Raw genomic sequence first — 26,271 nt, 5'->3', positions numbered from 1 at the left:
CCGGTAATGCATACTATCATTTCACATTATGGGGGGGATGGATTAGGAGAAGAGTCAGTGCTGTCCTTTGTTCACCATGGGCCGGATGCCTGATCTGCTCCAGGAGGCAGTAGATTAGAATTTTTCGGGGTTTTCAATTGCTATGGAAGCCACTTCACCACATTGTTTGCAAAAGGTGAAAATCAATGGAGAGCCAAATGAAAAAGGTTTGCCGATGGGTCTTACGTTGGCATGACTGCTTTTCATGACTCCTTTCGTGAACTGGCTGCCTCCGCATGCGGGGCAGATCCTCTTTTCCTGCTGCACCATTACCGCCTCCGTTTAAATATTCTGAATAATGTAGCGGATGACAAAAAAGGCGATAATCAACAAAGAAGCCAGACCGAGCAAAAATGAGACGATTGTTTGATCTGAATGTTTGGATTTACTCATGAATTTCACCTCAGGGGTTACAGCCTTACGAAACGTTTTATGGTCCAGTAGGGGAGTTTAAGCCGCCCCTCATTCGTTATGATCTCCAACACATCGGAAGCCGGATCGATTTCACATTTTCCGGTATAGATTTCTCCGCTCACCAGAAGGACACGCTGACACATGCTGGCAACGAGGGCAAGCTGAATATCTTTTTTCTTCATTGATCTTTCACTTCCCTTACTTCTATCTCACAACTCTATGTACTAATTACTTAAACCACCTTGGCAATCCTTAACAGTTATTAAGGTTACATCTTTGTTATTATTTGAAATCACCAATCGCGGAAGCAAGTTCTTGCAGTTATGCCCAAGCACATGGGGGCGATTCGCATACTCTAAGCTGTACTCTACATTAAGGAGGAATTACACATTATGGGTGAAAATGTTGGCGGATACGGTGGCGGATATGGCGCATTTACCTCTACCAGTGCAATCCTGGTTTTGTTTATTTTGTTGGTAATCATCTCGAGAACTATTCTGCTGTAAGCATCTGCACTGCAACGACAGGTACCCTCCGTCAGCCTTAAGCTGGCGGATTTTTTGGTTGGCCTGATGAGGAGATCATCCCATAATAGCCTATTGTGGTAATTGTTCGTATACAGTACAAGGAATCACCTGCGTCTCTTGGTACCTATCAAACCACCGGTAGTGATTATTCCTATAACCAAAAAAGCCCAGTAAAAGACACCCATCACTATCTACCTCCAGATTGATCGTACCATATATTGGATTTTATTACAGCCGAGAAAAGGGGAGAGCCGGAAAATATTGCATACGATGGGAAGATTCATTATACTCCAATAGAGATATTAAAATTTGAAATAACGGAAAGGGGTTTTGATGAATTGAAAAAGAAGTTGACGGCCGCGCTGACTGTTTTTGCTGTGCTTGGAGGCATGGGGACGGGTGTATACGCCGGTGCTAACCTGCAAGAGATCAAAGCTTTCCTCAATCCCGGAATCAAATTTAAGGTCGATGGCCAGCCTGTCCAGCTTAAGAACAGCAGCGGTGCAGTCGTAGCTCCAATAAGTTATAAGAATACAACGTACTTACCTGTGAGAGCGGTGTCTGACCTGCTGGGGGTTACCGTTAATTTTGATGCTGCAGCCAACACCATATTGTTAGGCGAACAAACGGAGGGTGTATCTATTGCCGCCGGATTTGATTCATCCTATCATACGAAAGATCCGGACAAAACGGTGTATAAAGACAAAGATTATAAAGATGTCCATTTCGATAACGGCAATGGAACCCGTGGCTCTTCCTTTATGCTCTACCCTGATAAAAAATATCAAAAGCTGTACCTCCAGGTTGCAGCTATAGGCGATGATATTAAAGACTTCTCCATTATCGACAGTGATACCGACACGGTGCTTAAGAAACAGAACATTACGGCCCAGGAGGGACTCATAACGATAGAAGTGAACATTGCGGGAGTAAGTAAACTTTATGTAACCGGAGATGTGAAAGACGGCTCCTCCGTATTTATTCCATTGACTACTTCATACTACAAATAAATTTAGCTGTCATTATAAAATGAATGTTACACAACCTCTGTACCCTGCCAGAATTGGCAGGGTATTTGATAGGGGGGTTATTAAGCTCGGTCTTGGCCCGCATGCATATGTCTTCTGAATCTGATACATACACACCCACGACTCGAATCAGCCACATCCCGATTGTTGTACTATACATTGGGCTTTTGGTGTCTCCAGCACCCTGTAACGCCCCGGCATGTACAAGCCCGACAGCAAGGAATGGCTGGGCAAAAGCATCTATTCGAAGGGCTGTCGTGACCATGTGAATGATGTCGCATGATTAACCTTTCCGCTGCAGCAGGACCGGAAAGCTTTAACAACGGGATGGTAACCCCGCTTCCAGAGCCTTTCCAGATAGAAAATGAAAGCTTGGACTTACGAATATAAAGGTACAACGCTATAGTACCGATAACCCGCACGATTGATGTTGCCCAGGCCGCGCCAGCGATTCCCCCTCCGCTCCAATCCCAAAGACCAAAAATGAGCACATAATCCAGCACAATATGAATAAGATTAATCCAAATGCCGACTGGCCAGGAAAACAGAAGGTACAGCTACGATCCGGAAATATACAACTCCTTGCTGTATGACATTTGCTTCAGCTCCCATCAGACGCAATAACGGTTCCGCGAAGAAGAGAGTAACGAGACCGAACAAGATGCCTGCAATAGCAGAAATCCATGCGGACTGCCGGGCGACTGCCTTTGCTTGGTCGATGTGGCCCGCACTAACGCTTCTGGCAATCAATGAGGAAGTTCCCACTCAATAGCCATGAAAACAGCAATATAGACCGCCACAATGGCATTGGACACACCAACAGCGGCAACGTCATCCAAACCAAGCTTCGCAACAAAAAGAGTGTCTACAAACCCTACAATCGTCTGCAGGAAGTTCTCGATCATGGCAGGTACAGCAAGTGCTAAGATTATTTTTATTTTTTGTTTATACTCGGTGTCTTTGATGATTACTGCTTCCGGCATAATAATTCTCCTGTAAATTTGGATTTATTCGAGTTAATTATATCCCCCCCCGGGGGGTTAAAACCAAGAGGGATTTACGCGGCTTTCAGCCGAATCCCCATTCACCCCTTTTAAGAAAGCCGCCGGCCTATGACCATGATAGTTAGGTGATTTCTGTAAATTAGGAACGTTTGTTCTATTTTACCATTGCTTAAAAATCTGTGTGGCGGTTATAATACAAACAAATGTTCCTGTTTTGGAGGCGGATCTTATGCAGATTCGAGACGGTCAAATTATTGAAATTGTATATATGGATAAGTCGGGGAAAATATCTCAGCGGAAAATCGAGGTTGTGGGAATCAGGGACGGGCGGCTTCGGGCTCATTGTCTTACTGCCGGAGCACCCCGCGTATTTATCATGGCCAATATTCTGGCCTGGCAGCCGGTAGAGGAGAAGCGCTATGCCTAAGAACCGCGTTATTTTACTGTCCGACTGCCAGTCCTTTTATGCCAGCGTCGAAAAAGCAGCCCATCCCGAATACCGGGATAAACCTGTTGCAATAGGAGACCCTACCCGTATGAACGGCATTGTGCTGGCAGCCTGCCCCATTGCCAAAGCTCAGGGAGTAACGACGGCATCACGAGTGGGGGAAGCTATGACCAAATGCCCCGGGCTAACCGTCATACGCCCCCGTATGGGAACTTACATTAAGGTCTCGCTGTTGATATCAGAAATCTATCGGACATATACCGATTTGGTGGAACCCTATAGCATCGACGAGCAGTTCCTGGATGTCACAGGCTCAATCGCTTATTTTGGGGGATCGCTGCAAAATATGATTCAAAAAATCCAGCACCATGTTTTGCTGTCGACAGGGGTCTGGACCCGTGTAGGCATTGGATCTACTAAAGTGATGGCCAAAATGGCGACAGATAACTATGCCAAAAAGATGAAAGACGGGATATATGAGCTTACCTTTGACCAATTAGAGTCCACTCTGTGGAAACTGCCGGTCCAGGATATGTTTATGGTGGCGTCCAGGATGACCAGGAATTTTTGGCGCATGGGTATATCTACCATCGGAGACATAGCCCGTATGGAGCTGCCGGATTTTAAGCAGCGAATGCGGATTACTATGGGCAAGCAAAGTGATATCCAGGCGGAATATTATTGGCAAACGGCACGTGGCCTTGATCCTAGCCCTGTGGTTACAGGGATACGCCATCAGATTAAGTCAGTAGGGCATGGCAAGGCTTTGCGCTGGAATTTATACACCCGGCTTACGGATATCGAAGTGGTGCTGCTTGAACTCGTCATTGAGGTGTGCCAGCGGGCACGGCGGTATCGTTACATGGGGGCTGTGGTCTCTGTTTCAGTCTTGGAGACGGATGGAGAGCACTCGCACGCTTACGAGCGTCAGATGACATTGCCCGAGCCTTCATCATTGACGCATGAAGTCGCAGCAGCGGCGCTAAAATTGTTCGTGGACCATTGGACGGGGCTGCCTGTAGGACGTCTAGCCGTAACGTTGTCCCGACTCTCAGACGACGGTGTAATCCAGCTTACACTGTTCGATGACCGGGTCCGCTCTTACAATAAGGAACGGGCCATCGACGGAATTAAAGCCCGGTATGGTAATCAGGCCCTCATCAGGGCTTCCTCATTACTTGAATCCGGAGTTGCCCTGGAGAGAGCTGAACAGATTGGAGGGCATTATAAATGAGCAAGCTTGAAGGCAATGAACGCTGGAAAACAAAGATGATTATGACGGAGCATGTGGAGCAGTACGAGGAGCAGCAGCGTAGTCCCGGAGATAAAATGATAACGATCGAAGAGCGGACGATGGTGCGTGACCTTATTTTGCTTCCTTACATAGATACAATGGTTGGCAAGAGCCTGAAGGAGATCGAGCACTCCAGCAATATCCTCAAGCGCGTCTATTTGATGGCTGCGCAAGCCATTCAGCGGCGGGTCATGCAGGATACCTACCAGTTGCAAAAAGAGCTCAAGCAGCGGAATATCAGGGTGCTGGCGGATGAACAGGAGGAATTCCTGCTGTATTACAAAATCTTTTGCCGGGGATATCAGGAGCGCTTTGGCCTGACCCGTGATGTGATGCGCACAGAGATAAGCTTAAGGTTGACCCGGTATACAGCCGAGATTGGGGCGGTGCTAAAAGATTATTTGAAATAGATCGTACCTGTTACATAACCTTGAAAAACAAACGTTTAGTACAGTGTATTTGGCTTATACCATTCTTTGAAGTTAGTAATAGACTATATCATCCCAAGAAAAGGAGTGATATAGATGGCAAACAGTGATGTACGTCTTACTCTCTGGTCTGGAACCAATTTTACCGCTCGCAGGATTATCTTCAGACGTGGGGGCGTTGCGGTTCGTGATCTTAGAGCGTTTCGGTTTAACAATGTTCTCTCGAGTTTCCGGCTCAGAAATGTTGTGCAGAGCTCCCAAGTAACACTTGTATTATTCTCAGGTTTTAATTTTCAGGGGTCCTTCCGTGTATTCCGCGGCAGCCAAAGCGTAGCGAACTTGGGTAATTTCAACTTTAACAACGTCACATCCTCGTTTATTCTGGTAGGACGCAACCTTACAAACTCGGAAATTTCCGTCATTCAAAGCACGGGTAGAGCGCCTCAAGACGTCCTCAGAATAAGACAATAGTAATTAATTTGAAAAGCCGACCCATCCATGATGGGCGGCTTTTTTATAGAGGTAGAAGACTATAGGATTTTATTTGCTTCAATATACATAAAGGGACAAATTGAATATAATGGAATTAAGTGCCGATATTAGGTAATTCAATCCTTGGAGGGAATCCTATGAACGATCATGATCCAGAGAAAAGGGTACACGAGCTTGAAGAACGAATTACGAGACTAGAGCAATCATCTGCTATTGGACCCCGGAGATTTGTATGGATCACACTGAGCATTATAATTGGGATTTTTATTATTCTTACAGTAATTGGAGTTCTTCAATTTGTATCGAGTGGTTAGGATGTGATTATTTAAGTAAAGACGTTCGGTAAATTTCATATTGATTTCTCCGGGTCTGTAAAATATATTGTGTAAACTCTCAAACCAATTAAATGGAAGTAAGAGCTGGGGTCTTGGATAAGCTTTGTAGTCATTTCGGGGTACAGCCAAACGATATTCATTGAACAAGTAGAAGAGCCGTCACAGGAATAAACCTAGGAGGCTCTTTTTAAATTATGAATTCTGTAAACACCGGACTCCGAAGCATGTCGGATTTGGTCCATTTCCTTATTCTCACCTATGCTCGTAGTCGGGGTTCAAGATGTACAAACTCTTTGTCTTCACCCTTCATAAGTTGTTAGGCTACTCCTCGAAAAGCCTGCTTATGCAGAGGCGATGCCCCAAGCTCGATAATTCCCGCAGGGCGTAGCTTGCCGTGTGGATCAGGCACCACAGCAAGCCACCCAAATTCATGCTTACGATATCCCGTGATATAAATCTCTACATATACCTTTTGCCAAGCGTGAGACCTTCGGCCGAATTCGTAGATACTGTTCTTACGCTTGCCTACGACACCCTCCATGCTCAGTGTCTCAATCTGATTAAAAAACGCCTCACCAGCGCCTTCCACATACGCACTATACCAAAAATGCCGGAAGGGAGGGATAATCCTGCAGTATCTTTTGCGGCGCAACAGCGGCAAACCTGTAAGGTCCTGGCCTTTATAATTCAGGATGCTAAGGATGGTGTAATAGGCTGTTAGCATAGTTGTGAGCTGCTTGACCCTATCAGCTCTACGCGCCTGGAAGTTACTTAAATTCTATAATAGTCCAATTACTTCCTAAAGAACCCTTAAGTGTAATGTAATTTTTTGTCGAATAACAGACTGTTTGTTCGCCCTTTTTTAGTATAGGCTTGAAGTATACATATTGAAGGAGATGGATTTGGTGAAGAGATGGATGAGGACAGAGTCAAAATTATTTTTGGTTTTAGTATTGGTTATGTCATTTTTTTCTTATCAATCAAATGCAAATGCAGCAACTGTGGGTAGCGCACTTACACAACCTGAAGAAGGCTGGATGCGTATTGATGACAATGATGTAAATGCTACATATTCAAGCAATTGGGGGATAACTAAATACGTCAGAAGCGGGTACACTTTATACAATGGATCGGCTCACTTTACAACAAAGACTGGAGCATATCTCAAGTTTAATTTTTATGGGACTAAAATTCGAATTATAGATGTTCTTCATGAAAACCGTTCTGCGAGTAATAGTATTACAATTGATGGAGTAACGGAAATATACTCGGCAAAAAGTATGCCAGAAGTTAATCAGGCAATAGTTTATCAAAAAGATAACTTAGAATTAGGATATCACTCTGTTATTATCACTAATAACGCAAACGGCTACATGCAAATAGATGCAATAGATATTGATAGTGACGGAAAGTTTATAAATATTAAAGACCCTATGAATTTAATAGCACACGCCGGAAATGAGCAGGTTGCACTTACATGGAGCCCCGTTGAAAACGCATCAGCCTATAATGTTAAAATAGGAACTGAGTCAGGAGTGTACAATAAAACGGTAGTTGCAACAAAAGACGATTATGGTAATTTTGTTATTCCCGGATTAACCAATGGGACAAAATACTACTTTGTAGTCAATGCAATTGTAAATGGCTTATCATCTGATTATTCGAATGAAGCTTCTGCAACTCCAATAGGCCCTGAACCAACAATAACACCAATATCTAGTGCATCGCCATGGCCAACATCTACCGTTGCACCAGAACCAACAGTAACACCAACGGTTGAACCGACGGCAACTCCTGAGCCCTCCGGAAAACCAACACCAACACCAGGACAACAAACAGGTGATCGAGCCATTCTTGTTGTAACGATGAACACAGGTCTTGAAAAAGAGTTTGACCTTAGTATGGAAGAAATTAACGCTTTCCTTAATTGGTACGATGCGCGGGATGCAGGAAATGGACCGGCTAAGTTTGCTATTGATAGACATAATAACAATAAGGGACCTTTTACAACTCGTAAAGAATATGTGATTTTTGATAAAATTTTAACCTTTAGCGTCGATGAATACTCTACTAAATAAAATTATTTATTATCGCCCCAAGAATGAAAATGTCTTGTTACACGGATCCAAAGCACCGGTAAAAACCTGTCAACCTTAATTGGTCGGCGGGCTTTTTTTTATGCTTCTAATCGAGTTTTTACTGTGGTGTGAAGGGGTTGTAGTAGCTCCGGCTCATCCTGACCAATGCTGGGCCAATCCATTTTACAATCGTCGCGCACACAATGACGGCAAAATCGAAAACCACAATATCTTTGAAACGATCTGTTCCGTTTGTTCAAGTTCCATTCCTCCTAAAGTCGATTTCCCATTATTGATGTTGATGCTGACGGGCAAAAGTATTCCAAGAGTGCCCAGGTCGCCCGCTGTGGAAACGCCGTACCGCCGCCTTTCGCAGCTGCACTGGTCCGGGCAAACCTCCCGCATATGTGTGTCGGCTCTGGCCGGGCGCTATCCCTGGAGAGATACAAGCCTGCTGCGGGACAGATGGAGTTCAGTCTATGACAAAGCTTCCGCAGCTGACATCCGAGAGATCCGCGACTTGCTACGGCGTTTCCCTCGGTATGACTTGATGAAGATTACCCGTGATTATGTCGGATTCGCTGAAGACCAAGGGAAGCCAAGCATCCTGAAGGCTGAGGAAATTGAGAAGCAGACCAACGAACAGCTGCGGAAGTTCATATTTGAAAGAGACTATCCGGGCTATAAATGGCGATCAAAGGAGTGAAGGTCAAGAAAATGCAGTGTAAATATTGTAATTTCTGCAAGCAGTACGGCAGGATGCTGACGCAACAGAATCGCCTAGGCGGAATGAAATACTATTGCCAACATCCAGAAGCGAATGCAGTAACAGATAACACTTTCGTAGGATTTGGGGCGATGAATTACGAAAGCCCTCTAACTATTAAAACAGCTAAACGCTGGTGTCCATTGGTCCTGTAGCAGCCGAAGGCAACCAAATAGCAGCAATTATTTAAAGGGGCTGGTGTATCCCCTATAAGGAGAGATAAACGATGTCACGTAAATCAAAGCCTTGCGAATTTGAAGTCGTCAAAGACGTTTATTGGGAGGATTGGGGGCATTTCCGAAAGGTGTTTTTCAAAGGCGATGTTTGCAAAGGCAAGCTCTGGCCTGACGGCAAGGTATCTGCGGAAAGTCCTTATTTCAAAGGCATTTCTGATCAGGTTGATTCAGATTGCATTGTAGTTACAAAGGTAGAGGGTTAATTACCCTCTACCCAAGTTATTTATCTTTATTCTTTTCTTTATCCCTATTAATTTTAAGGATAACAAAAAACGCGAGTAAAGCGGATGTTATTGACAGCACAGTTCTTACCCATTCATTTCTCACTTACGCACCTCCAGTAACCAAATAATAACATGTCCGAGGATGAGGGCAAGTGCAATAGTTCACGGATTTATTCCCTATAAAGGAGCTGATAAGCAATGAGCGATCAAGACAAAGGACTCTATAACAAATATCAGATCATCAACCGGGAAAAAAGCAAAGAAGCAGACGGACAATAACTTTGCTTAAGCCAGCCAAAGACCCGGCAGCGCGGGCGGCACTGATGGCATATGCAGAGGCAGCGTATCTCACATTATTACAGGACAGGGTGGAGTAGACGCAAACTAATCACTAGCGAATTCCAATATTTGGTTTTTATGGATCCAATATAAAAAATAACAGCTGTCTTAAAAAAATTAAGTCTTAAACTAATGTTGGTTTATTTAATTCGCGTTTCCCGCTTCCTGTTAGTGCAACAGCAATTAGCTAATTATTAGCTTTCAAGTGTTAGAGTCGCTTGTATATGGGTTTGCATACAAATCAAAATCAAATTCTGCTTTTATGCTATTTGCGAATTCAATCTGCTGAGTATCAAGATGAAAACCTGGCGTGAAACCATTTTCTATCTTTATCACTATTGAGATTAGACAATCGAGATTATACTTCGTTTTTAAATGATTTATTATCGCTGTTTTATTTTTTAGCGCTTCTAAAATATGGTCCAATTGTACCTTAACATCATACGATTCTTGGTAGCCTGAACTAAGTTCCCAAGCCGTTATTTTTCTGTAATTAACGGTGTGAGAAGTCATATTGTCATTCGTCAGTCTGACAATAACTTCTCCTTTGTTATACGACTTGGTTGGTTCGATACCCAATAATTGCGTAGCTTCAGTTATCGGAAAATGGTCTCCATATAACCTGAAATACGCCATAACATTGGTCTTATTCACTATCAATCACCCCTATTATAAAAATTCCTCTTAATGGCGAGTGTATCATTATTTGAGCTATTCTGCCCGTTCCTATTCCTTCGACAGATTATAACTTTATTTTCTTTTGAGAGAAATGACTCCGTTAGATGATGAACAGTACGAAGATACACGGCAACACGAATCTATTAAGGGGTGAGAGGACCATGTGGGTTAAGATCATAATCGCAATAATCGTCATTATTTCATTCGCTGGCACTATCGCAGAAATAGACCGCAACAAAGAAGGAAGCATGCACATAGCCGGGATCTGTATCGCTGGCATGTTAGCTCTTGCTGTAGTAGTTACTTTTTCATAAACCCAAACCCGAGAGGAGCAATTATATATGAAAACTACAATGAATGTGCTGTTTAAGTCGTTGCAGAAGGACGACAAGAAGGAAATTCTGAAATTTGAGATTAAAGGAACTGAAGATGTGGGCGATGAGATTGATCTCTGCCGAATTCGTCTCCTGACGCTACTGATTCCGATGAAGACCAACCAGAAGATCCAGGCAAGCAATACCCAGACGACGCTAAAGGCCCAGATATTCCTGAGTGTGACTCTGACGACCTGCCGTTCTAAATAAGCACACTCCCCGGCTTCGGTCGGGGAATCCTTTACAGCGAGGTGATAGCAGGTGCAACAGAGCTTCCTGCCTGAGATAGATAGAGAGAGGACGTAGGCTGCTGTTGAAGCGGCTCTAGAAAAGTATAGGATATATAAGTTCTTATCTTTCGAGGAACGCGAGGCGAACACCACAACAGCTTGGTCCGATTCCCCTAAGGGGTACACTGGCACAACAAGTGACCAGACAGCTAACATAGCGATTTTCAATGTAGATACCCAAGCCAACGTGTTAATTTCTGTGATAGGATCGAACGAGTGGTAAACCGAATGCCAAAGATGGAAGGGTTCCTTATTAAAGAGCGATATATGACTACGGAGCACGATTATATTACTCATGAAAAAGTTTACTGCTTCAAGTTCCAGCCTCCGATAAGTTCGGGCACATACAGTAAAATACGCTGGAAGGCATTTTATAAGTTAGCCCTAGATTTGAATTTGGTTGTAGAAAAGGAGAGTGAGCAAGGTGAGTGATATTCAATATAAGAGTACTGCAGATTTTCCTTCAGTACTCAATGCTAGGGATATTCAGCAAATATTAGATATAGGGGAGAGGCAAACCTATGAGCTCCTTAACTCCAATCAATTTCATATCGTCCGTGTTGGCCGAATGATCAAGGTATCTAAGGATGTCTTTCTCAAATGGCTGGAGGGATAACAAAAAATAGTGGTGCCGATTATGGCACCACTTTTACTTTAGCCTACTACAGGGCACCAAAATGGCACCAATTATATATTTTACAGTTTGTATCGAATAGCAGACAAAAAGAAAAGCCTTGATAATCAAGGCTTTCTACGTATAGGACGGATGGGGTTCGAACCCATGACCCCTACCCTGTCAAGATAGTGCTCTCCCGCTGAGCTACCGTCCTGCAACGAAATTTATAATACCACAGGATGTAAGATGAAGGCAATATTTTTTTCGGGGGAGTAAACGATTTTGGGATTAGAATATTATTCCATTGTGATATGCTGGGGATATTCTAGGTTAAGGAGAGATTGCGATGGCTACTATTTTTAATGAACAGAATATTATGATGGAGCAAAAACAGTCCCCGCTCCCAGAGTTTTCCTGGTATACAAGCAGGAAGCTCGCGGAGCTGGCAGGGTCGAAGCATCTGCTCTTTGAGATCAGGTCGCTAGATCCAGGGAAGTATTCGTATCCGTATCATTTTCACAGAAGTGCTGAGGAGATCTTTGTGATCTTGTCGGGCCGAGCCACACTTAGAACACCTGCAGGGTACCAGGAAGTACAGGAAGGCGATACTGTGTTTTTTGAGACGGGTCCGAATGGGGCGCATCAGTTGTTTAATCATTCTGATGCCCCTTGCAGATATTTGGATTTGCGTACGAACCTTGGGATCGATATTTGCGAATACCCGGATTCCGGGAAGATCAACATTTTGCCTTACGAAGAAGTCTATATGGCTGAGAGCCAGGTGGATTATTATACAGGTGAGGATCATGTAGCTAATAAATGGAAGTGAATAGATTTGGGAGGGTCTCTTTCATGCAATCACCATCCCGTTTCTTCTATAATAATAGAGTCCCCGGTTAAATCCCGCTCCCTCCGCAATAGTGGAATCGCTGCCGTCAACATGATAATCTGGAATCAAACGACGAAAAAGGAGCAAAGAATTTGCCAGAGCCTAATGAACACAAGAAAAAAGCTTCGGGCGGACTGAAGTGGCTGGGAGGCGGGGCAGCCATGCTGCTCCTGAAAGGAAAGGCGATACTGTCTCTTTTGAAGCTGGGAAAAATCGCCGGACCGCTCATATCCATGATGGTTTCCGTAGGGGCTTATGCACTAATCTATCCTTGGCAATTCGCCATCGGCTTTGTCCTGCTACTGTTTATCCATGAGCTTGGACATGTGATCGCCGCTAAGAGGATCGGTCTGCCGGTCAGTGCTCCGCTATTTATCCCTTTTTTGGGAGCTTTAATCACCATGAAAAAACAACCGCTTGACGCAAAAATGGAAGCTTATGTAGCCTTTGGCGGTCCTCTTTTGGGCAGCGCAGGGGCGGCTGTTGTCTTTGCATTCGCCTATTATTATCACAGTCCGCTGTTGTATTCACTGGCCTATATCGGATTTCTCCTCAACCTTCTGAATCTGCTGCCGATCCATCCACTGGATGGGGGGCGTATTGCGACTGCGGTTACGCGCTGGCTCTGGCTGGTGGGGCTGATTGGCGGTTTGGGCGTGATTCTGTACCTGAAGTCGATCCTGTTCCTGATTATCTGGGTGCTGTTTGCCTATGATATGTACAAGAAATATATCAGCCGGCGCAAGAACAGCCAGGTGAGGACGGTTATGTACAGATTTCTGATTCCTGTAGAGCATTTGCAGGAACAAGGGTATCTGATTCCAGGACCTGAGCATAAACGGGATTTGCCGTTCACCACCTACAGTGATCTGGAGCGGGAGCAATATATCGGCATCCGCTACGAAAGCCTGGATTATTACGGAACCGCCAGACTTCCTGTACAGTGCATTATTGAGAAGGTCAGACTGACCGGGCTTGACCAGGTGACGGCAGAGAACGGACTGCACCTAAGTGCACAGTGCGAGGTCCAGTATACGGTGTTTGAGAACGATAAATATTATGAGGTACCGGCCAGCTCACGCTGGAAATTCGGTGCAGCCTATTTTGCGCTTGCGGGTTGTATCGGCATTCTGATGTACCTGGTGCATGTAGTGGGAAATGTAAATCTGTGATCCCCTGTTTAACAGCACTCCAAACCGTCAAAGCTGTAAAAAGCTAAAGGATAGGAGGAGTATGCTTATGCGCAGAAGATTAATGGTGGAAGCTGTATTCTGCTTGCTGGTGCTGGTGGGAATGGCGGGATGCACGGCTAGAGATGAGGCTCCCGGCGTGATGGAGCTCCATCGGATGTCTGATCTGGAAGGTCCATTAGACCGGACAGACAGCACATTGTCGCCGGTACTAGAGGATGTATATGGTCTTTCCATCCCGGAAGATGTCTATTCCACGCAATAGAGGTGCTCGAAGGCCATCTTTCTTGCGCTGTACAGAAAAATGGAATTTCTGTATAATGGGTCAACTATCATTTTTGATCTATGGAGAGGAGATCCAATAGGCTATGGCAGCAGAAATTGTCCGAGTAACTACAGAGGAACAACTCCAAATGGGGCTGGATATCCGCAAGAAAGTATTTGTAGAAGAACAGAAGGTTCCCATGGAAGAGGAAGTGGATGAATATGATGTAGTGGGTGACAACGCCCATCATATGCTTCTTGTGGATGAAGGGATTCCGGTAGCGACCGGAAGACTGATCTATTATAAATCCGGTGCGGCCAAAATGCAGCGGATAGCCGTCCTTAAAGCTTACCGCAGCAAGGGGTACGGAAGGATTCTTTTACTGGCGCTGGAGGAGCTGGCCCGGGAGGTTGGTCTGGAAACCTCTATTCTGGACGCCCAGTGCCATGCAGAAGATTTTTATATGAAGCTGGGCTACAAAGTAATCTCCCCGGAGCCTTTCTATGATGCCGGTATCCTGCATGTACGGATGGAAAAGGCGTTGTAAACGGGCAAGTGGATACATACTCTTTGGCTTGGGAGGACAAACTATGGTTGATTTTGACCATGGACAATCCAAATGCGAAGGAGCAGCTTTCAAATGAACAGTAACAGTACACGCGAACGGTTTATTGCGGCTCAGCGTAACGGAGACGGAGATTTAACCAGCTTCCAGACCTCTTCAGGACGGGTGCTTGATTATCAGCAGGCGCTGCAGGAGGTTCAGGCAGGCGCCATTGCCGGAGTGAATGTGTTTAAAGGCAAAGACGGCGAGATGTATATCCGCGGGGATGCGGACGGCGACCCCACTAACAATCTGGATCAGCTTCCGCAATTTTAAGGCGGTATAGATAAAAACAGCCGGACAGGCGTGCATTGACGCTACTGTCCGGCTGTTTTTGTATGTCCCAATCCATCAAAATCTATAGAGCCTCTGTTGTTCCAAAAATTCCATTTCTCCCGTCAGGCCTTCAAAGCCAGGCTTCTCATCGCTGTAATGCATCAGCAAAATCAGCTTCCTTACTTCTTCCGGCAGGGACATCAGCTCTTTGAGGGTAGTATGAACCTGCCCTTGTCCACGCAGCTGGCAATCATGCAGGATGGTGGTTACCCCGCGTTCCTGGACAAGGCGGAGCAGAAGCTCAGACTGAAAGGTCAGATCCGCACTGTAAAAAACCTGCTCATTCAGCAGGAGTGAATAGCTGTCTTTTCCGGGGATATGCGGTGTGCGGATCAGCTCCACGGTTAGTGAGGGTGACAAGGAATGGGGAATCCCTGCTGTAAGCGGCCGGATATCAAACACATCGGATAGGGAGCGGTTGCCCTCCTGATGAAGTTGATGAAGCAGTGGATGCTGCCATAACGGTTCAATCAGAGTCTCAGCCAGCAGCAATTTCATTTTACCGTGTGATTCCCGGTACAGGGTATGGGCCAGCTCCACCAGTCCGCCGATATGATCACCATGGATGTGTGTAATCAGGGTTTCGTTCACTTCACAGAATGACTTCCCCAGTGCCTTCATAGCTTTGGGTGCGGTTACTCCGCAGTCGATAAGCAGGGTATAGTCATTGACCTGCAGCAGCGCGTTATTATTATAGTAGTTTTTGGAAAAGGCATCTCCTGTGCCCAGCATTTGTAAGTTCATTGTCATGGTAAAAAGCCCTCCAGGAATTGATAACCATTCTATTTATCCTATCGTATCATTCTTCACAAATAGAATGAAATAATTCCCTGTCATTCCGCAACTTGTCGTAATTTTCACAGTATATATTAACAGCATGAATTACTTGGAGGGTCTCTAGGGATGAGATGGAGAAAAATAGCACTGTGCGTGGTTGTATTTTCCTTAATGGGCGGTTCATTATTGTTTGCGGATGCTGTTAATCAGAAGATCAGAGTCTGGAGCAACGGCAAAGAAATATCGGACGGCGGTTACTTGATTGACGGTAAAGCCTATATTCCGGCCAGAGAGGCGGGAGGCGTTGTCAGTTGGGATGGTTCGGGGAGACTGAGTATCCTGAAGCCCAATGTGCATATTGCTCTTTTTAAAGGGGATAACGTCTTTGGCAATGTGAACGTAGGCAAGCTTAAGATCAAGGTACTGACCCAGGTAGATAGTCTGACCGAGGATGTTGCGGCGGTAAAGGTTGCGATCACAGACCCGTCGGGCAACGTGAAGGACATCCAGGCCCAGGAACTGGGGAGCTCGAGGAAAGAGGACTTCTGGTTTCCAACTTCAGAGTTCACCTATGATTTCAAGGCTGCCGGGAAATACCGGGTAGGCTTCTATATCAAACCTTCCAAAGGCGCGGATTATGTACTTGTGTCAGAGAAGGTAATCACTGCGCTGGATTAATCCATTCAGGGCCCGCTCAAATTGACCTTGCTTATCTTACGTGTTACGATACCAAATGTAGGATAATTCTATTCAAAGTGAGGTATTACAATGAGCGATCACAAACATGAGCATGGCCATGAACATGGTGAAGCATGCGGTTGCGGACATGATCACGACCATGAGCACGAGGAGTTTGTGCTGACCTTGACGAACGAGCAGGGCGAAGATGTAGAAATGGTGCTGGTGGAAACGTTCGACGTAGGCGAGAAGTTATATGCATTGCTGCTGGAACGCGAAAACCCTGAAGCTGACGGCATCATTCTGCGTATGGAAGAAGAAGATGAAGAAATGGTGCTGTACAACATTGAAGATGAAGCTGAATGGAAAGCTGTAGAAGAAGCTTACAACGAGCTGCTTGCCCAGCAAGAATAGATTTCATGAAGCAAGTGGGCCTCTCGATCATTGGACAAGACCTGCGAGGCTTGCATACAAAAACCCGATACTGAAGAAGTATCGGGTTTTTGTATGTACAATGTATGAAGGGGAGGCGATCAGGAGATCGGATCCGCCTCCACAATGACTTTGACGTTCGTGATACTGCGGTCCTCCGGACCCTTGACGGGCAGCCCGATTTCCACATGATCAATGATATAATCGATGTTATCCTGGGTAATTACTTCACCAGGAAGCAGAATTGGAATTCCCGGAGGATATACGTATATGAATTCTGCGATGATATAGCCAGCAGATTCGCGGAAAGGAACCAGTTGAGTATCAGCATAGAACGCATCCCGCGGGATCAGCGCCAGCTGTGGAATTTCCGGTACCTGCACCTTGAGCTCGTAGATTTCGCCCTTGCTGTAATGAATAGCGGAGAGTACTTTCAGTGCGGCAAGCAACTTGTCCACCGATTCCTGGGTATCTCCTGGCGTAATCAGGCAAAGAATGTTATACATGTCACTAAGCTCAACTTCAATGTTGTATTTCTGGCGCAGCCAGTTCTCGGTTTCGTAACCGGTAATGCCGAGGTGGCGCACATGGATGTTCAGCTTGGTAGGGTCTAGATTGAACGTTGCTTCCGTACCCAGAATTTCTTTGCCGAAGCTGTACAGGCCTTCAATGCTGTTAATGGCATCACGTGCATAGTTCGACAGGGCAATGGTTCTGGCAGCCATCTCATGGCCGTTCAGGGCCAAATTACGTCTAGAGGTATCCAGAGATGCCAGCAGAATATATGATGTTGAAGTTGTGGTCAGCATGCTGAGAATGGTCTGAACCCGCTGCGGATTGACCAGGCCGGTCTTGGCATTCAGATTGAGCACCGAGCTCTGTGTCATCGAGCCGCCCAGCTTGTGTACACTGGTTGCCGCCATATCCGCTCCGGCCTGCATAGCCGATACCGGGAGATCCTCATGAAAATGAATCAATACTCCATGTGCCTCGTCCACCAGTACGGGAACTCCGTAACTGTGGGCCAGGTCGACAATCGAACGCAGATCGGCACACACGCCAAAATACGTTGGATTAATAACAAGTACACCCTTGGCATCGGGATGGCGCTTTAAGGCCTTCTCGAGTGCGCTGGTAGTAATACCGTGGTCTATCCCAAGATTCTCATCCTGTACAGGAGAGACAAAAACAGGCTTGGCTCCGGAGAAAATAATCGCAGACATCACGGATTTGTGAATGTTGCGCGGTACAATTATTTTATCTCCTTCTGAGCAGACAGAGAGGATCATAGTCATGATGGCATTGCTCGTGCCTTGTACGCTAAAATACGTATAGTCGGCGCCGAAAGCCTCTGCAGCCAGCTTTTGAGCTTCAAGAATTACGCCGGTAGGCTGATGAAGGTCATCAAGCGGTGCGATGTTGATCAAATCTATGGATAGAGCGTTATCGCCGATAAACTCACGGAATTCGGCATCGGTTCCTAGCCCCTTCTTATGCCCGGGAATATGAAATTGAACTGGGTTTCCGGCGGCATGCTTTTTGAGAGCGGTGAAGAGGGGAGTTACGTGTTGATCCATTTAATGCTGTCACAACCTTTCATGAAGAGTAATTTTTCAAGCAAGCATCAGTATAACAAATCAATCACCATAATACTAGGATGTGATAAAATGTCTGGCAAAGTAGCAGAACGTATGCATATCAATTTGGCCTCTCCGTTTATTATGGAGATGTGGGTCATTATCTTTCTGGTTGAATTTGTAAAAGGGTCACTCCTGGTAGCCCTCCTGCCGGTTTATATGGAGAATGTCCTTGGACTTTCGGTAACGGTAGTAGGCTTCGCATTTGCCATGCAATACCTCGGTGACAATCTTTTCCGCAGCCCGTCGGGCTGGGTTATGGAACGCATCGGATACCGCTGGACGATGACAGGGGCTCTGCTGCTGATCCTTGTGGCCGTTGGACTGATCATCTATGCCAAAGATGCTGTGTGGTTATCGGTTGCTTGTCTGATTCTGGGCATTGGCACCTCGCCGCTCTGGCCTTGTACCATGACCGGAATTACTGAGCTGGCCGGTTCGACCAAAAGCGGAAGCAGCGGGGCGGCCATGGGTGCGGTAGAGATGGCCTCACTGGCAGGGACAGGGATTGGCCCCATCGTCGTCAATTTTATGATGGATCATGGCGGACAGAGCTACCGGGTGGTCTTTCTGGTGCTTATGGGCTGTGCTGCAGCTGTAGCGGCCGTTGCCCTGCTGTTACCGTCAAGGATTGGAACTCATACGCCTCATGCAGTTGTGCGGGATCTGGGAGATGAGGGAGCGGCAACCGTACGCGGACGGATGAAACCTCTGGAAAGTCTAAAGCGAACACTGCATCAGGTCAGAACCTCGCTGAAGGTCAGCCGTCTGCTGTTTCCTGCACTGTTTCTGCAGGCATTTGCGATAGGTCTCATGACCCCTGTGGTCACCCTGTTTGCTCGTTCCGAGCTGCATGTGACGCCGAACCAATTCAGTCTGCTGCTGATCGCAGGAGGCGGCATTACCGTTCTGGCACTGATTCCAGCTGGTAAACTGGTGGACAGGATCGGAACAACCATCTTCCTGAATATAGGATTCCTGCTCGCTGCCGGCTCTCTGGCCTTCTTTTCACAGGTGCGCTGGCTGCCGCTCGCCTTCTGTGCAGTAGCACTCGTAGGTATCAGTTATGCATTGATTCTTCCGGCCTGGAATGCTTTTCTGGCCAAGCAAGTACCTAAGGGAGAGAGAGGGACTGTATGGGGGCTTTTCCTAACGTTGCAGGGCTCTGGTATGGTGGCTGGTCCCGTGATCTCAGGGAAACTCTGGGATTCAGTGGGTCACAGCACTCCTTTTCTGGTTAGTGCATTTGTTATGGTGCTGCTATTCGGGCTGCATTTGCTTATTGTCCACAGAACCGGACGGAAGACCGGGACAAGCTGAGGTGTGATTAGAGATCGTATTTCGAAATAGCAAAAGCCGCTGGCAGCCGGAGATTCCGGAAGCAGCGGCTTTTCGCGTAATTGGGGGCAACTCTCTAGTTTCAATAAGAGCCCTAGGAGGAGAGAACCATTTATTTGCAGCAAAACCGGAGAATAGCGTTTGAAAATGACAGAAAGCGGGTAAAAATAGTCAATAAACCAAGTTACCGCTACATAAAATGAAGTATAAAATAAGAGTAAGACGAACGCAAAATTTCATAAGGCAGGTTGAGGTCCGGCAGTCGGTTCTGCTCGAAGTTAAGCTAATGAAGCTGGCTTTGCTGTAACAAAGCAGTGAGGGGGGAGTGCCGTGAACAAAAACGACGAAGTCGAGTATTGCAATGTGGAGCTGCGCTTTGACAGACAGCATCTCCAGGACCTGATTAAGGACTTGATTAAGGAAGGCTATTCCCTTTATTGGAGCGAGAATGAAACAGTTTTTCTTATCTCGGTGCGCACCGGCCGCAAGCTTGTGAAGCTGCGTTTCCAGCGGATTAAGGAAGGCTTCAAACTGGTGGGAGATTACATGATCCGTGATGCGCGCCTGTCTGAGTGGATGGAGAAGCTGATTGGTGATATGCGGGGGCATGCCGTCGTTAAACGGTTCCGTGACCGCCAGATCATTATTGAAAATATTTTGTTCGGCGAAGTGATCCGGCTGGTGGAAATCTCCGGGTATCAACAGCGGGTGCTCTACCAGAAAGGCCCGCTGCTCTCTGATCAGGAGCTGACTAAGCTGTTCTTCTCTGTAGATGGGGAAGAGCGGATCCGTGACCGCAGGCTTGAGGTGGATGAGTATCTGGACCAGCTTCACGAGGCCATTCAGGCCAAGGATACGGAACGTATAGCGGCATGCAAAGCCAGGCTTCTGGTGTTGACAAGAGAACTCAATATGCTTGAATGGTGAAACAACCGAACTTCACGCAGGTCAGGGCATCCCGCTTATGGGGTGCCTTGTGTTTTGGAGGAGTAGCAGTGCGCGGGGGTTCACTTCTGACGGCAAAACCGTTAAAATACTCATTGTGAGCAATTTCCACGATTTACGCAGGAATTTGTCAATGAAATTGATTGCTTTCAAGCAGGCAGAACTTTGCTGTCTCTGATAAAGGATGGTATTCTAATACTGCGAGAAATGGATTTCACAAAAATATATGGTGCAAAGGGTGGAGAACCAGATGGCAAAACAACAAATCGGTGTGATTGGCTTGGCAGTAATGGGCAAAAACTTGGCTCTTAACATCGAGAGCAGAGGCTTCACAGTATCGGTATATAACCGTTCCCCGGAGAAGACTCATGACCTTATCAGCGAAGCGGAAGGCAAAAACCTTGTGGGTACTTTTTCCGTCGAGGAATTTGTTGAATCGCTTGAAGTACCGCGTAAAATTCTGATTATGGTTCAGGCGGGTAAAGCAACCGATGCTACCATTGAGCAGCTGCTGCCGCATTTGGACCAGGGCGATATTATCATCGACGGGGGCAACGCATATTTCCCTGACACGGTTCGCCGCAACAAGGAATTGGAGGAAAAAGGCTTCCGCTTCATCGGTACGGGTGTTTCCGGCGGTGAAGAAGGTGCGCTCAAAGGACCTTCCATCATGCCTGGCGGCCAGGAAAGCGCCTATAAGCTGGTTGAACCTATTCTTACAGCAATCTCGGCCAAAGTGGACGGAGAGCCTTGCTGTACATATATCGGACCTGACGGTGCCGGACACTATGTAAAAATGGTGCATAACGGTATCGAATACGGCGACATGCAGCTCATCGGGGAAGCCTATCATTTGCTGAAGGATGTTCTTGGTCTGGATGCCAAAGAGCTTCACAGCATCTTCGAGGACTGGAACAACGGAGAGCTGGACAGCTATCTGATCGAGATTACCAAGGATATTTTTGCAGTATATGATGAAGAAACCGGTAAACCGATGGTGGATGTCATCCTTGATGCTGCCGGCCAAAAAGGTACAGGCAAATGGACAAGCCAAAGCTCCCTGGATCTTGGCGTGCCGCTGTCCATGATTACCGAATCCGTATTCTCACGTTTCCTGTCTGCTATGAAGGAAGAACGTGTGGCAGCCAGCAAAGTGCTGAGCGGTCCGGTAACCGAGCCTTTCCAGGGCGACAAAGCCGAGTTCATTGAGAATGTCCGCAAAGCTCTGTTCGCCAGCAAAATTGTATCCTATGCCCAAGGTTTTGCGCAGCTTCGTGTAGCTTCCGAGGAATATAACTGGGATCTGAAGTATGGCAGCCTGGCCAAAATCTGGCGCGGCGGCTGCATTATCCGCTCCCGTTTCCTCCAGAACATCACTGATGCTTACGAGAACAACCCAGAGCTTAAGAACCTGCTGCTTGATCCGTTCTTCAAGGATATCATGGACTCCTACCAGTCTGCATGGCGTAAAGTGGTATCCGCTGCTGTAATGCAGGGGGTTCCGGTTCCAGGTTTCTCTAGCGCCCTGGCTTACTATGACAGCTACCGTACAGAACGTCTGCCTGCGAACCTGCTTCAGGCACAGCGTGACTATTTCGGTGCCCACACCTTCAAACGTGTGGATAAGGAAGGCGTCTTCCACCACGAATGGTTGTCTGAATAGATTCAGACATAAGCTACAGACAGCAGTCCGAATGGCTACCCGCGCGAATGCGGGGGCTTTCGGGCTTTTTTTTATGCAAACTGCCTCTATTTAATGATCGTGAAGCCTATTCTGCTGGGCGATTTATCATTTGTGCAATGTTTTTACCCTGTGTTATGATATGACAAATGTCGCGGTTGGAGGGTCGTTATGAATTACACCAATAAAAATATCATTCTTGTCGGGATGATGGCCACAGGCAAGTCGACGGTGGGTGCACTGCTGGCGGAGCAACTGGGCTATGAGCTGGTTGACCTGGATCATGTGATTATACAGAACGAAGGACGGAGTATTGCAGAACTCTTCGCTGAGGGCGGAGAAGAATATTTCCGGAAGATCGAATCGGCTGTACTGAAAGAAATGCTGGAGGGGGAAGGCCGTATTATCTCCACAGGCGGCGGCGCGGTACTGGCTCCGGGGAATGCAGAGATTATGCTGCAAAAAGGACTTGTAGTCGCACTGACAGCTACAGAGGATGAGATTATCGCCCGTGTCAGCGGGGATGAGAATAGACCGCTGCTCGCCGGCAACGCACAGGAACGGGTACGCGCGATTTTGGAACAACGCCGGGACGCTTACCGTTTTGCACATTGCACGGTCGATACAACGGAGCTTAGTGTGGAAGAAGTGTCGCAGCATATTTTAATGCACTACCGCGGTTGAGCTTTTAAGCGTATGTGTGCTAGACTTAAGCGTCTGCAGTTTCATTCCACTCAATCATCCCGCCGCTGAGGTTGGATGTTCTGTAGCCAAACTGCTGCAAATATTCGCAGACACGCTGACTTCGTGCACCGGAGCGGCAGATGAAGATGAGCTCTGCTTCCTTGGGAAGCTCGTCCGCATGCTGGGGAATCTCACCCATGGGGATATGCTGCGCGCCGGGAATCATCCCGAAAGCGACTTCGTCGTCTTCACGGACGTCTATCAGTACAAGGTCTTCACCTGTCTCCAGACGCTGCCGCAATTGCACTGCTGTGATTTGGGGAATTTCATTCATGGTTGTGACCTCTTTTCATCAGAAGAATGCCTTCATGATAACACAATCGCAGATTACCCTGTCAAACCGAGCAATACATAATATATATTCCAACCGATAAGGAGAGCTAATACATGGATGTTATCGTTAGGCCTACACCTGCCCTTCAAGGTGAATTCGGAGCTCTGTCCTCCAAGAATTACACTACACGCTACCTGCTGGTCGCCGCATTATCGGAAGGAGTCAGCACCATCTATCACCCTGCGCACAGCGAAGACAGTGATGCGATCCGCAGGTGTATTGCTGATCTGGGAGCTGTGCTTACTGAAGATGAGGAGAAAATCGTTATTCAGGGCTTCGGCCGCCATCCCCGTGACGTCAAAGAGCTTAATGTGGGCAACGCCGGTGCAGTACTGCGGTTTCTGATGGCTGTGGCCGCGCTCAGTCCTGAGGTCACCTTTGTGAATACGTATCCCGATTCTCTGGGCAAACGGCCCCACGACGATTTGATTACTGCACTTGGCCAGCTGGGTGTTGAGGTTGAGCATCATAACGGCAGATTGCCGATTACGATCCGCGGCGGTAAACCGGCGGGTGGACGGATCACGGTATCAGGCGCGGTCAGCTCGCAGTATCTAAGCGCCTTGCTGTTTCTGACACCGTTGCTTGAGGAAGACAGCGAAATTATTGTCCTGGATGACCTGAAGTCAAAAGTAGTTGTAGGACAGACGCTGGAGGTTCTGGAGCAGGCAGGGATTGTCGTTCATGCTGCTGAGGATTATATGTCCTTCAAGGTGCCGGGCCGCCAGGCCTATGAAGCCAAATCATACACGGTACAGGGAGATTACCCGGGGTCGGCAGCTGTGCTTGCGGCGGCGGCGGTCACGAAATCAGATGTGAAAATCCACCGGCTTGCCGAACAAAGCAAGCAGGGAGAGAGAGCGATTGTTGACGTGCTGCGCATGATGGAAGTACCGCTAACCCATGAGAAAGGTACAGTCCATGTGCAGGGTAACGGTATCCTGAAGGCTGTGGAATTCGATGGTGATGCGGCAACGGATGCGGTTCTCGCGATGGTGGCTGCGGCTGTTTTTGCCGAAGGAACTTCACGTTTCTATAATGTAGAGAATCTGAGGTACAAGGAATGCGACCGCATCACTGACTATTTGGCTGAGCTGACCCGGGCAGGAGCCAGTGTGGAGGAGCGGCGGGATGAGATCATTGTCCACGGCAAGCCGGAGGGCGTTGAGGGTGGTGTAACGATTAATGCACACTATGATCACCGGGTGATTATGGCACTGACCGTAGTTGGCCTCCGCGCCCGTCAGCCTCTGCGGATCAAGGATGCTCATCATGTTGCCAAATCATATCCGCAGTATTTCGACCATCTGCGTTTGCTTGGAGCAAATGTAGAGTGGGTAGAATAAGCCTCCCGCCTGTATAGCTTATTTTATTTTGAGGTGTTAATAATGACTAAGCTTGGTAAGCTAAGCATCAGCACACTTACTCCTGAGGATATTCAGCCGGTCATTCAGCTTTTCACATGTTCGATCTCGGATGCCTTTGAACAAGAAGGACTGGCTTATTTGCAAGAGGACATTCACAATGAGGTTGAAAAAAAGAAGTTAATGGCTGAAGCTTCCCTGGATTCAAGAAATACATCCCCCTATTTCCTCGTTGCAAAAATAGATGGGGTTATCGTCGGTACGATATCATTTGCACCGTGTGGTGAGGATATCCGATCATGTACCGGAAACCAGCTTGATGATGTTGGGGAACTGGGGAGTTTATACATTATGCCGAACTATCAGGGGCAAGGTGTAGGTTCGGCGCTCATCAAGGAACTTATGGCGTATCTGCGCCAGCAAGGAATTGAACAGTTCTGTCTTGACAGCGGCTATACACGTGCACAGGCAAGATGGCTGCGGAAATTTGGAGTACCCTACAGGACGGTTAAGGACTATTGGGGTCCCGATTCTGTTCACATGGTATGGTTGTGCAAAGTAAGCGAATTTTAGCTGACGCTGTAAATTTGGATCTTCTTACGCTGCACGGTATGATGGAATAGCAAAAGATTAATGTGCTGTGTGGAAAAAGCATTTATGTTGCTTAAGTTACCAGCGGCACAATTAACAGAAAGGGGAAATAGACATGAGCTTTGAGAACCCAAGCCGTGAACAGATTGGAGAAATCCTTGCCTCCGCAGGCAATATAGCTGTGGTCGGGCTCTCCGACAAAACAGACCGCACTTCGTATATGGTGGCAGGTGCCATGCAGAGCCGGGGCTATCGCATCATTCCGGTCAATCCATCGGTGGATGGCGAGATCCTTGGCGAGAAATGCTATCATACGCTGGCGGAAATTCCTGAGCCTGTGGATATTGTCAATGTGTTCCGCCGTAGTGAATACTGCGCGGATGTAGCCCGGGAAGCCGCCGCTATCGGTGCACGTGTCCTCTGGCTCCAGCAGGGCATCATCAGTCAGGAAGCAGCCGATATCGCGGCTGAGCACGATATGATTGCCATTATGGACCGCTGCATCAAGGTCGAGGAAGCAATCACGATGAAAGGCCGCAGCCGGCTATAAGGTTGAAGGTGGAGCCAAGCGGCCGGAATGGTTAAATACTGAACGCAGACGAAGAACGTCCTTTTCTCCGGTTCACTCTTGGAGCAGGACGTTCTTTTTTATTGAGCAAGCACACAGTTTCTTCATGGACTTGCATACGCACGAAAGGACTGGCGAGCGGTGGGGAAGGCTATACTGTAGTCCGGAAATCGTGAATTTAATAAATAACACCCTAATAAAATGCAACTATTGCACTTTGTGCGAATTCCTCATTTACTCGGTAATTTAAGTTCATAATCTTTTGACAAAAGCTGCTGTAGCGCTTAC

General features: G+C 47.0%; 34 protein-coding genes, 1 tRNA gene and 2 pseudogenes. 26 read left to right on the top strand and 11 right to left on the bottom strand.

Annotated features, from left to right (window positions below):
- Positions 1-114 precede the first annotated feature (114 nt).
- Positions 115-309, bottom strand: a complete 195-nt coding sequence (locus ACAN54_RS05485) for a hypothetical protein (protein ID WP_379153352.1) — start codon at positions 307-309, stop codon at positions 115-117.
- 140 nt (positions 310-449) lie between these two features.
- Positions 450-635, bottom strand: a complete 186-nt coding sequence (locus ACAN54_RS05480) for a hypothetical protein (protein WP_379153350.1) — start codon at positions 633-635, stop codon at positions 450-452.
- Between the two features lie 210 nt (positions 636-845).
- Here ACAN54_RS05480 and ACAN54_RS05475 point away from each other — a divergent pair, with 210 nt between their 5' ends.
- Both ACAN54_RS05475 and ACAN54_RS05470 read left to right on the top strand, forming a co-directional pair.
- Positions 846-959: a YjcZ family sporulation protein gene (locus ACAN54_RS05475; RefSeq protein ID WP_379153348.1), complete on the top strand. Its 114-nt coding sequence runs from the start codon at positions 846-848 to the stop codon at positions 957-959.
- Between the two features lie 359 nt (positions 960-1,318).
- Complete coding sequence (locus ACAN54_RS05470; RefSeq protein WP_379153346.1) at positions 1,319-1,990, top strand: stalk domain-containing protein; 672 nt, start codon at positions 1,319-1,321, stop codon at positions 1,988-1,990.
- On the opposite strand, the gene ACAN54_RS05465 is transcribed toward ACAN54_RS05470, so the two are convergent.
- The 3 genes from ACAN54_RS05465 to ACAN54_RS05455 form a co-directional block, all read right to left on the bottom strand.
- Positions 1,971-2,273, bottom strand: coding sequence for an MATE family efflux transporter (locus tag ACAN54_RS05465; RefSeq protein WP_379153344.1), 303 nt, complete (start codon positions 2,271-2,273; stop codon positions 1,971-1,973). The genes ACAN54_RS05470 and ACAN54_RS05465 overlap by 20 nt on opposite strands.
- Before the next feature lie 251 nt (positions 2,274-2,524).
- Positions 2,525-2,758, bottom strand: a complete 234-nt coding sequence (locus ACAN54_RS05460; RefSeq protein WP_379153342.1) for an MATE family efflux transporter — start codon at positions 2,756-2,758, stop codon at positions 2,525-2,527.
- The gene (locus tag ACAN54_RS05455) at positions 2,755-2,991 is read right to left on the bottom strand and encodes an MATE family efflux transporter (RefSeq protein WP_379153340.1); all 237 of its coding nucleotides are present in this window, start codon (positions 2,989-2,991) and stop codon (positions 2,755-2,757) included. The genes ACAN54_RS05460 and ACAN54_RS05455 overlap by 4 nt, the downstream gene beginning before the upstream one ends.
- Positions 2,992-3,241: 250 nt before the next feature.
- Between ACAN54_RS05455 and ACAN54_RS05450 the strand changes: the two genes are divergently transcribed.
- The 5 genes from ACAN54_RS05450 to ACAN54_RS05430 all read left to right on the top strand — a co-directional run bounded on the left by ACAN54_RS05450 (position 3,242) and on the right by ACAN54_RS05430 (position 6,152).
- A complete protein-coding gene (locus ACAN54_RS05450; protein ID WP_379153338.1) occupies positions 3,242-3,439 on the top strand; it encodes a hypothetical protein in 198 nt (65 codons plus the stop codon).
- Positions 3,432-4,694, top strand: a complete 1,263-nt coding sequence (locus ACAN54_RS05445; RefSeq protein ID WP_379153336.1) for a DNA polymerase IV — start codon at positions 3,432-3,434, stop codon at positions 4,692-4,694. The genes ACAN54_RS05450 and ACAN54_RS05445 overlap by 8 nt, the downstream gene beginning before the upstream one ends.
- Entirely contained in the window at positions 4,691-5,164 is a 474-nt protein-coding gene (locus ACAN54_RS05440) for a YhjD family protein (protein WP_379153334.1), read from the top strand. The genes ACAN54_RS05445 and ACAN54_RS05440 overlap by 4 nt, the downstream gene beginning before the upstream one ends.
- Before the next feature lie 647 nt (positions 5,165-5,811).
- Positions 5,812-5,988 (top strand): hypothetical protein, encoded by a 177-nt coding sequence (locus tag ACAN54_RS05435; RefSeq protein ID WP_379153332.1) that lies wholly within the window; start codon positions 5,812-5,814, stop codon positions 5,986-5,988.
- Between the two features lie 92 nt (positions 5,989-6,080).
- Positions 6,081-6,152 carry a helix-turn-helix domain-containing protein gene (locus ACAN54_RS05430; protein ID WP_379154193.1) on the top strand — a complete coding sequence of 24 codons (72 nt, stop codon included), beginning with the start codon at positions 6,081-6,083 and terminating at the stop codon, positions 6,150-6,152.
- A 173-nt stretch (positions 6,153-6,325) separates the two neighbouring features.
- Here ACAN54_RS05430 and ACAN54_RS05425 read toward each other — a convergent pair.
- A pseudogene (locus ACAN54_RS05425) lies at positions 6,326-6,754 on the bottom strand (ATP-dependent DNA ligase); the annotation flags it as partial.
- Positions 6,755-6,914: 160 nt separating this feature from the next.
- Between ACAN54_RS05425 and ACAN54_RS05420 the strand changes: the two are divergent.
- The 3 genes and pseudogenes from ACAN54_RS05420 to ACAN54_RS05410 all read left to right on the top strand — a co-directional run bounded on the left by ACAN54_RS05420 (position 6,915) and on the right by ACAN54_RS05410 (position 9,292).
- On the top strand, positions 6,915-8,087 hold the full coding sequence (locus ACAN54_RS05420) for a fibronectin type III domain-containing protein (protein WP_379153330.1): 1,173 nt from the start codon (positions 6,915-6,917) through the stop codon (positions 8,085-8,087).
- A gap of 288 nt (positions 8,088-8,375) precedes the next feature.
- Positions 8,376-8,570: pseudogene (locus ACAN54_RS05415) on the top strand (DNA cytosine methyltransferase); the annotation flags it as partial.
- Positions 8,571-9,079: 509 nt separating this feature from the next.
- The gene (locus tag ACAN54_RS05410; protein WP_379153328.1) at positions 9,080-9,292 is read left to right on the top strand and encodes a hypothetical protein; all 213 of its coding nucleotides are present in this window, start codon (positions 9,080-9,082) and stop codon (positions 9,290-9,292) included.
- Positions 9,293-9,853: 561 nt separating this feature from the next.
- Here the strand turns inward: ACAN54_RS05410 and ACAN54_RS05405 are convergent.
- Complete coding sequence (locus tag ACAN54_RS05405) at positions 9,854-10,288, bottom strand: DUF4279 domain-containing protein (RefSeq protein WP_379154190.1); 435 nt, start codon at positions 10,286-10,288, stop codon at positions 9,854-9,856.
- A 383-nt stretch (positions 10,289-10,671) separates the two neighbouring features.
- On the opposite strand from ACAN54_RS05405, the gene ACAN54_RS05400 reads away from it, so the two are divergent.
- Complete coding sequence (locus ACAN54_RS05400) at positions 10,672-10,914, top strand: hypothetical protein (RefSeq protein ID WP_379153326.1); 243 nt, start codon at positions 10,672-10,674, stop codon at positions 10,912-10,914.
- A 504-nt stretch (positions 10,915-11,418) separates the two neighbouring features.
- Positions 11,419-11,610 carry a helix-turn-helix domain-containing protein gene (locus tag ACAN54_RS05395; RefSeq protein ID WP_379153324.1) on the top strand — a complete coding sequence of 64 codons (192 nt, stop codon included), beginning with the start codon at positions 11,419-11,421 and terminating at the stop codon, positions 11,608-11,610.
- A gap of 142 nt (positions 11,611-11,752) precedes the next feature.
- Here ACAN54_RS05395 and ACAN54_RS05390 read toward each other — a convergent pair.
- Positions 11,753-11,824, bottom strand: a tRNA-Val gene (locus ACAN54_RS05390).
- Between the two features lie 132 nt (positions 11,825-11,956).
- On the opposite strand from ACAN54_RS05390, the gene ACAN54_RS05385 reads away from it, so the two are divergent.
- From ACAN54_RS05385 to ACAN54_RS05365, 5 genes are all read left to right on the top strand, one after another.
- Positions 11,957-12,439 (top strand): cupin domain-containing protein, encoded by a 483-nt coding sequence (locus tag ACAN54_RS05385; protein ID WP_379153322.1) that lies wholly within the window; start codon positions 11,957-11,959, stop codon positions 12,437-12,439.
- Positions 12,440-12,591: 152 nt separating this feature from the next.
- Complete coding sequence (locus ACAN54_RS05380) at positions 12,592-13,671, top strand: site-2 protease family protein (protein WP_379153320.1); 1,080 nt, start codon at positions 12,592-12,594, stop codon at positions 13,669-13,671.
- A gap of 67 nt (positions 13,672-13,738) precedes the next feature.
- Entirely contained in the window at positions 13,739-13,954 is a 216-nt protein-coding gene (locus tag ACAN54_RS05375; RefSeq protein ID WP_379153318.1) for a hypothetical protein, read from the top strand.
- A 103-nt stretch (positions 13,955-14,057) separates the two neighbouring features.
- A complete protein-coding gene (locus ACAN54_RS05370; RefSeq protein WP_379153315.1) occupies positions 14,058-14,501 on the top strand; it encodes a GNAT family N-acetyltransferase in 444 nt (147 codons plus the stop codon).
- Positions 14,502-14,594: 93 nt separating this feature from the next.
- A complete protein-coding gene (locus ACAN54_RS05365) occupies positions 14,595-14,834 on the top strand; it encodes a DUF3892 domain-containing protein (RefSeq protein ID WP_379153313.1) in 240 nt (79 codons plus the stop codon).
- Positions 14,835-14,909: 75 nt separating this feature from the next.
- On the opposite strand, the gene ACAN54_RS05360 is transcribed toward ACAN54_RS05365, so the two are convergent.
- A complete protein-coding gene (locus ACAN54_RS05360) occupies positions 14,910-15,644 on the bottom strand; it encodes an MBL fold metallo-hydrolase (protein ID WP_379153311.1) in 735 nt (244 codons plus the stop codon).
- Between the two features lie 153 nt (positions 15,645-15,797).
- On the opposite strand from ACAN54_RS05360, the gene ACAN54_RS05355 reads away from it, so the two are divergent.
- Positions 15,798-16,349, top strand: a complete 552-nt coding sequence (locus ACAN54_RS05355) for a copper amine oxidase (protein WP_379153309.1) — start codon at positions 15,798-15,800, stop codon at positions 16,347-16,349.
- 90 nt (positions 16,350-16,439) lie between these two features.
- Positions 16,440-16,763 carry a DUF1292 domain-containing protein gene (locus tag ACAN54_RS05350; RefSeq protein WP_019911532.1) on the top strand — a complete coding sequence of 108 codons (324 nt, stop codon included), beginning with the start codon at positions 16,440-16,442 and terminating at the stop codon, positions 16,761-16,763.
- 119 nt (positions 16,764-16,882) lie between these two features.
- Here ACAN54_RS05350 and ACAN54_RS05345 read toward each other — a convergent pair whose 3' ends face one another.
- Positions 16,883-18,358 (bottom strand): aminotransferase class I/II-fold pyridoxal phosphate-dependent enzyme, encoded by a 1,476-nt coding sequence (locus tag ACAN54_RS05345; RefSeq protein WP_379153307.1) that lies wholly within the window; start codon positions 18,356-18,358, stop codon positions 16,883-16,885.
- A gap of 90 nt (positions 18,359-18,448) precedes the next feature.
- On the opposite strand from ACAN54_RS05345, the gene ACAN54_RS05340 reads away from it, so the two are divergent.
- The 4 genes from ACAN54_RS05340 (at position 18,449) to ACAN54_RS05325 (ending at position 23,066) form a co-directional block, all read left to right on the top strand.
- A complete protein-coding gene (locus ACAN54_RS05340) occupies positions 18,449-19,738 on the top strand; it encodes an MFS transporter (RefSeq protein ID WP_379153305.1) in 1,290 nt (429 codons plus the stop codon).
- Between the two features lie 348 nt (positions 19,739-20,086).
- The gene (locus ACAN54_RS05335; RefSeq protein WP_379153303.1) at positions 20,087-20,683 is read left to right on the top strand and encodes a hypothetical protein; all 597 of its coding nucleotides are present in this window, start codon (positions 20,087-20,089) and stop codon (positions 20,681-20,683) included.
- A 268-nt stretch (positions 20,684-20,951) separates the two neighbouring features.
- Positions 20,952-22,364, top strand: a complete 1,413-nt coding sequence (gndA, locus tag ACAN54_RS05330; RefSeq protein ID WP_379153301.1) for an NADP-dependent phosphogluconate dehydrogenase — start codon at positions 20,952-20,954, stop codon at positions 22,362-22,364.
- Between the two features lie 189 nt (positions 22,365-22,553).
- Positions 22,554-23,066: a shikimate kinase gene (locus tag ACAN54_RS05325; protein ID WP_379153299.1), complete on the top strand. Its 513-nt coding sequence runs from the start codon at positions 22,554-22,556 to the stop codon at positions 23,064-23,066.
- Between the two features lie 25 nt (positions 23,067-23,091).
- Here ACAN54_RS05325 and ACAN54_RS05320 read toward each other — a convergent pair whose 3' ends face one another.
- Positions 23,092-23,400: a rhodanese-like domain-containing protein gene (locus ACAN54_RS05320; RefSeq protein WP_379153297.1), complete on the bottom strand. Its 309-nt coding sequence runs from the start codon at positions 23,398-23,400 to the stop codon at positions 23,092-23,094.
- 113 nt (positions 23,401-23,513) lie between these two features.
- Between ACAN54_RS05320 and aroA the strand changes: the two genes are divergently transcribed.
- The 3 genes from aroA (at position 23,514) to ACAN54_RS05305 (ending at position 25,965) form a co-directional block, all read left to right on the top strand.
- The gene (aroA, locus tag ACAN54_RS05315; RefSeq protein ID WP_379153295.1) at positions 23,514-24,806 is read left to right on the top strand and encodes a 3-phosphoshikimate 1-carboxyvinyltransferase; all 1,293 of its coding nucleotides are present in this window, start codon (positions 23,514-23,516) and stop codon (positions 24,804-24,806) included.
- Positions 24,807-24,848: 42 nt separating this feature from the next.
- Positions 24,849-25,397: a GNAT family N-acetyltransferase gene (locus ACAN54_RS05310; protein ID WP_379153293.1), complete on the top strand. Its 549-nt coding sequence runs from the start codon at positions 24,849-24,851 to the stop codon at positions 25,395-25,397.
- A gap of 133 nt (positions 25,398-25,530) precedes the next feature.
- Entirely contained in the window at positions 25,531-25,965 is a 435-nt protein-coding gene (locus tag ACAN54_RS05305) for a CoA-binding protein (RefSeq protein WP_379153291.1), read from the top strand.
- Positions 25,966-26,271 lie beyond the last annotated feature (306 nt).

The organism is Paenibacillus diazotrophicus, from assembly GCF_042610465.1.
Note: the sequence above shows the minus strand (reverse complement) of the source record. Positions and strands in the feature narration are given on the sequence as shown.

What these genes read in the sequence shown, in the direction of transcription:
- ACAN54_RS05435 (WP_379153332.1), top strand. Translation starts at nt 5,812, where the DNA reads ATGAACGATCATGATCCAGAGAAAAGGGTACACGAGCTTGAAGAACGA.
- ACAN54_RS05305 (WP_379153291.1), top strand. Translation starts at nt 25,531, where the DNA reads ATGAGCTTTGAGAACCCAAGCCGTGAACAGATTGGAGAAATCCTTGCC.
- ACAN54_RS05360 (WP_379153311.1), bottom strand. Translation starts at nt 15,644, where the DNA reads ATGACAATGAACTTACAAATGCTGGGCACAGGAGATGCCTTTTCCAAA.
- ACAN54_RS05440 (WP_379153334.1), top strand. Translation starts at nt 4,691, where the DNA reads ATGAGCAAGCTTGAAGGCAATGAACGCTGGAAAACAAAGATGATTATG.
- ACAN54_RS05345 (WP_379153307.1), bottom strand. Translation starts at nt 18,358, where the DNA reads ATGGATCAACACGTAACTCCCCTCTTCACCGCTCTCAAAAAGCATGCC.
- ACAN54_RS05355 (WP_379153309.1), top strand. Translation starts at nt 15,798, where the DNA reads ATGAGATGGAGAAAAATAGCACTGTGCGTGGTTGTATTTTCCTTAATG.
- ACAN54_RS05370 (WP_379153315.1), top strand. Translation starts at nt 14,058, where the DNA reads ATGGCAGCAGAAATTGTCCGAGTAACTACAGAGGAACAACTCCAAATG.
- ACAN54_RS05350 (WP_019911532.1), top strand. Translation starts at nt 16,440, where the DNA reads ATGAGCGATCACAAACATGAGCATGGCCATGAACATGGTGAAGCATGC.
- ACAN54_RS05410 (WP_379153328.1), top strand. Translation starts at nt 9,080, where the DNA reads ATGTCACGTAAATCAAAGCCTTGCGAATTTGAAGTCGTCAAAGACGTT.
- ACAN54_RS05485 (WP_379153352.1), bottom strand. Translation starts at nt 309, where the DNA reads ATGGTGCAGCAGGAAAAGAGGATCTGCCCCGCATGCGGAGGCAGCCAG.
- ACAN54_RS05375 (WP_379153318.1), top strand. Translation starts at nt 13,739, where the DNA reads ATGCGCAGAAGATTAATGGTGGAAGCTGTATTCTGCTTGCTGGTGCTG.
- ACAN54_RS05400 (WP_379153326.1), top strand. Translation starts at nt 10,672, where the DNA reads ATGAAAACTACAATGAATGTGCTGTTTAAGTCGTTGCAGAAGGACGAC.
- ACAN54_RS05475 (WP_379153348.1), top strand. Translation starts at nt 846, where the DNA reads ATGGGTGAAAATGTTGGCGGATACGGTGGCGGATATGGCGCATTTACC.
- ACAN54_RS05455 (WP_379153340.1), bottom strand. Translation starts at nt 2,991, where the DNA reads ATGCCGGAAGCAGTAATCATCAAAGACACCGAGTATAAACAAAAAATA.
- ACAN54_RS05405 (WP_379154190.1), bottom strand. Translation starts at nt 10,288, where the DNA reads ATGGCGTATTTCAGGTTATATGGAGACCATTTTCCGATAACTGAAGCT.
- ACAN54_RS05365 (WP_379153313.1), top strand. Translation starts at nt 14,595, where the DNA reads ATGAACAGTAACAGTACACGCGAACGGTTTATTGCGGCTCAGCGTAAC.
- aroA (WP_379153295.1), top strand. Translation starts at nt 23,514, where the DNA reads ATGGATGTTATCGTTAGGCCTACACCTGCCCTTCAAGGTGAATTCGGA.
- ACAN54_RS05325 (WP_379153299.1), top strand. Translation starts at nt 22,554, where the DNA reads ATGAATTACACCAATAAAAATATCATTCTTGTCGGGATGATGGCCACA.
- ACAN54_RS05385 (WP_379153322.1), top strand. Translation starts at nt 11,957, where the DNA reads ATGGCTACTATTTTTAATGAACAGAATATTATGATGGAGCAAAAACAG.
- gndA (WP_379153301.1), top strand. Translation starts at nt 20,952, where the DNA reads ATGGCAAAACAACAAATCGGTGTGATTGGCTTGGCAGTAATGGGCAAA.
- ACAN54_RS05465 (WP_379153344.1), bottom strand. Translation starts at nt 2,273, where the DNA reads ATGGTCACGACAGCCCTTCGAATAGATGCTTTTGCCCAGCCATTCCTT.
- ACAN54_RS05310 (WP_379153293.1), top strand. Translation starts at nt 24,849, where the DNA reads ATGACTAAGCTTGGTAAGCTAAGCATCAGCACACTTACTCCTGAGGAT.
- ACAN54_RS05480 (WP_379153350.1), bottom strand. Translation starts at nt 635, where the DNA reads ATGAAGAAAAAAGATATTCAGCTTGCCCTCGTTGCCAGCATGTGTCAG.
- ACAN54_RS05320 (WP_379153297.1), bottom strand. Translation starts at nt 23,400, where the DNA reads ATGAATGAAATTCCCCAAATCACAGCAGTGCAATTGCGGCAGCGTCTG.
- ACAN54_RS05340 (WP_379153305.1), top strand. Translation starts at nt 18,449, where the DNA reads ATGTCTGGCAAAGTAGCAGAACGTATGCATATCAATTTGGCCTCTCCG.
- ACAN54_RS05450 (WP_379153338.1), top strand. Translation starts at nt 3,242, where the DNA reads ATGCAGATTCGAGACGGTCAAATTATTGAAATTGTATATATGGATAAG.
- ACAN54_RS05445 (WP_379153336.1), top strand. Translation starts at nt 3,432, where the DNA reads ATGCCTAAGAACCGCGTTATTTTACTGTCCGACTGCCAGTCCTTTTAT.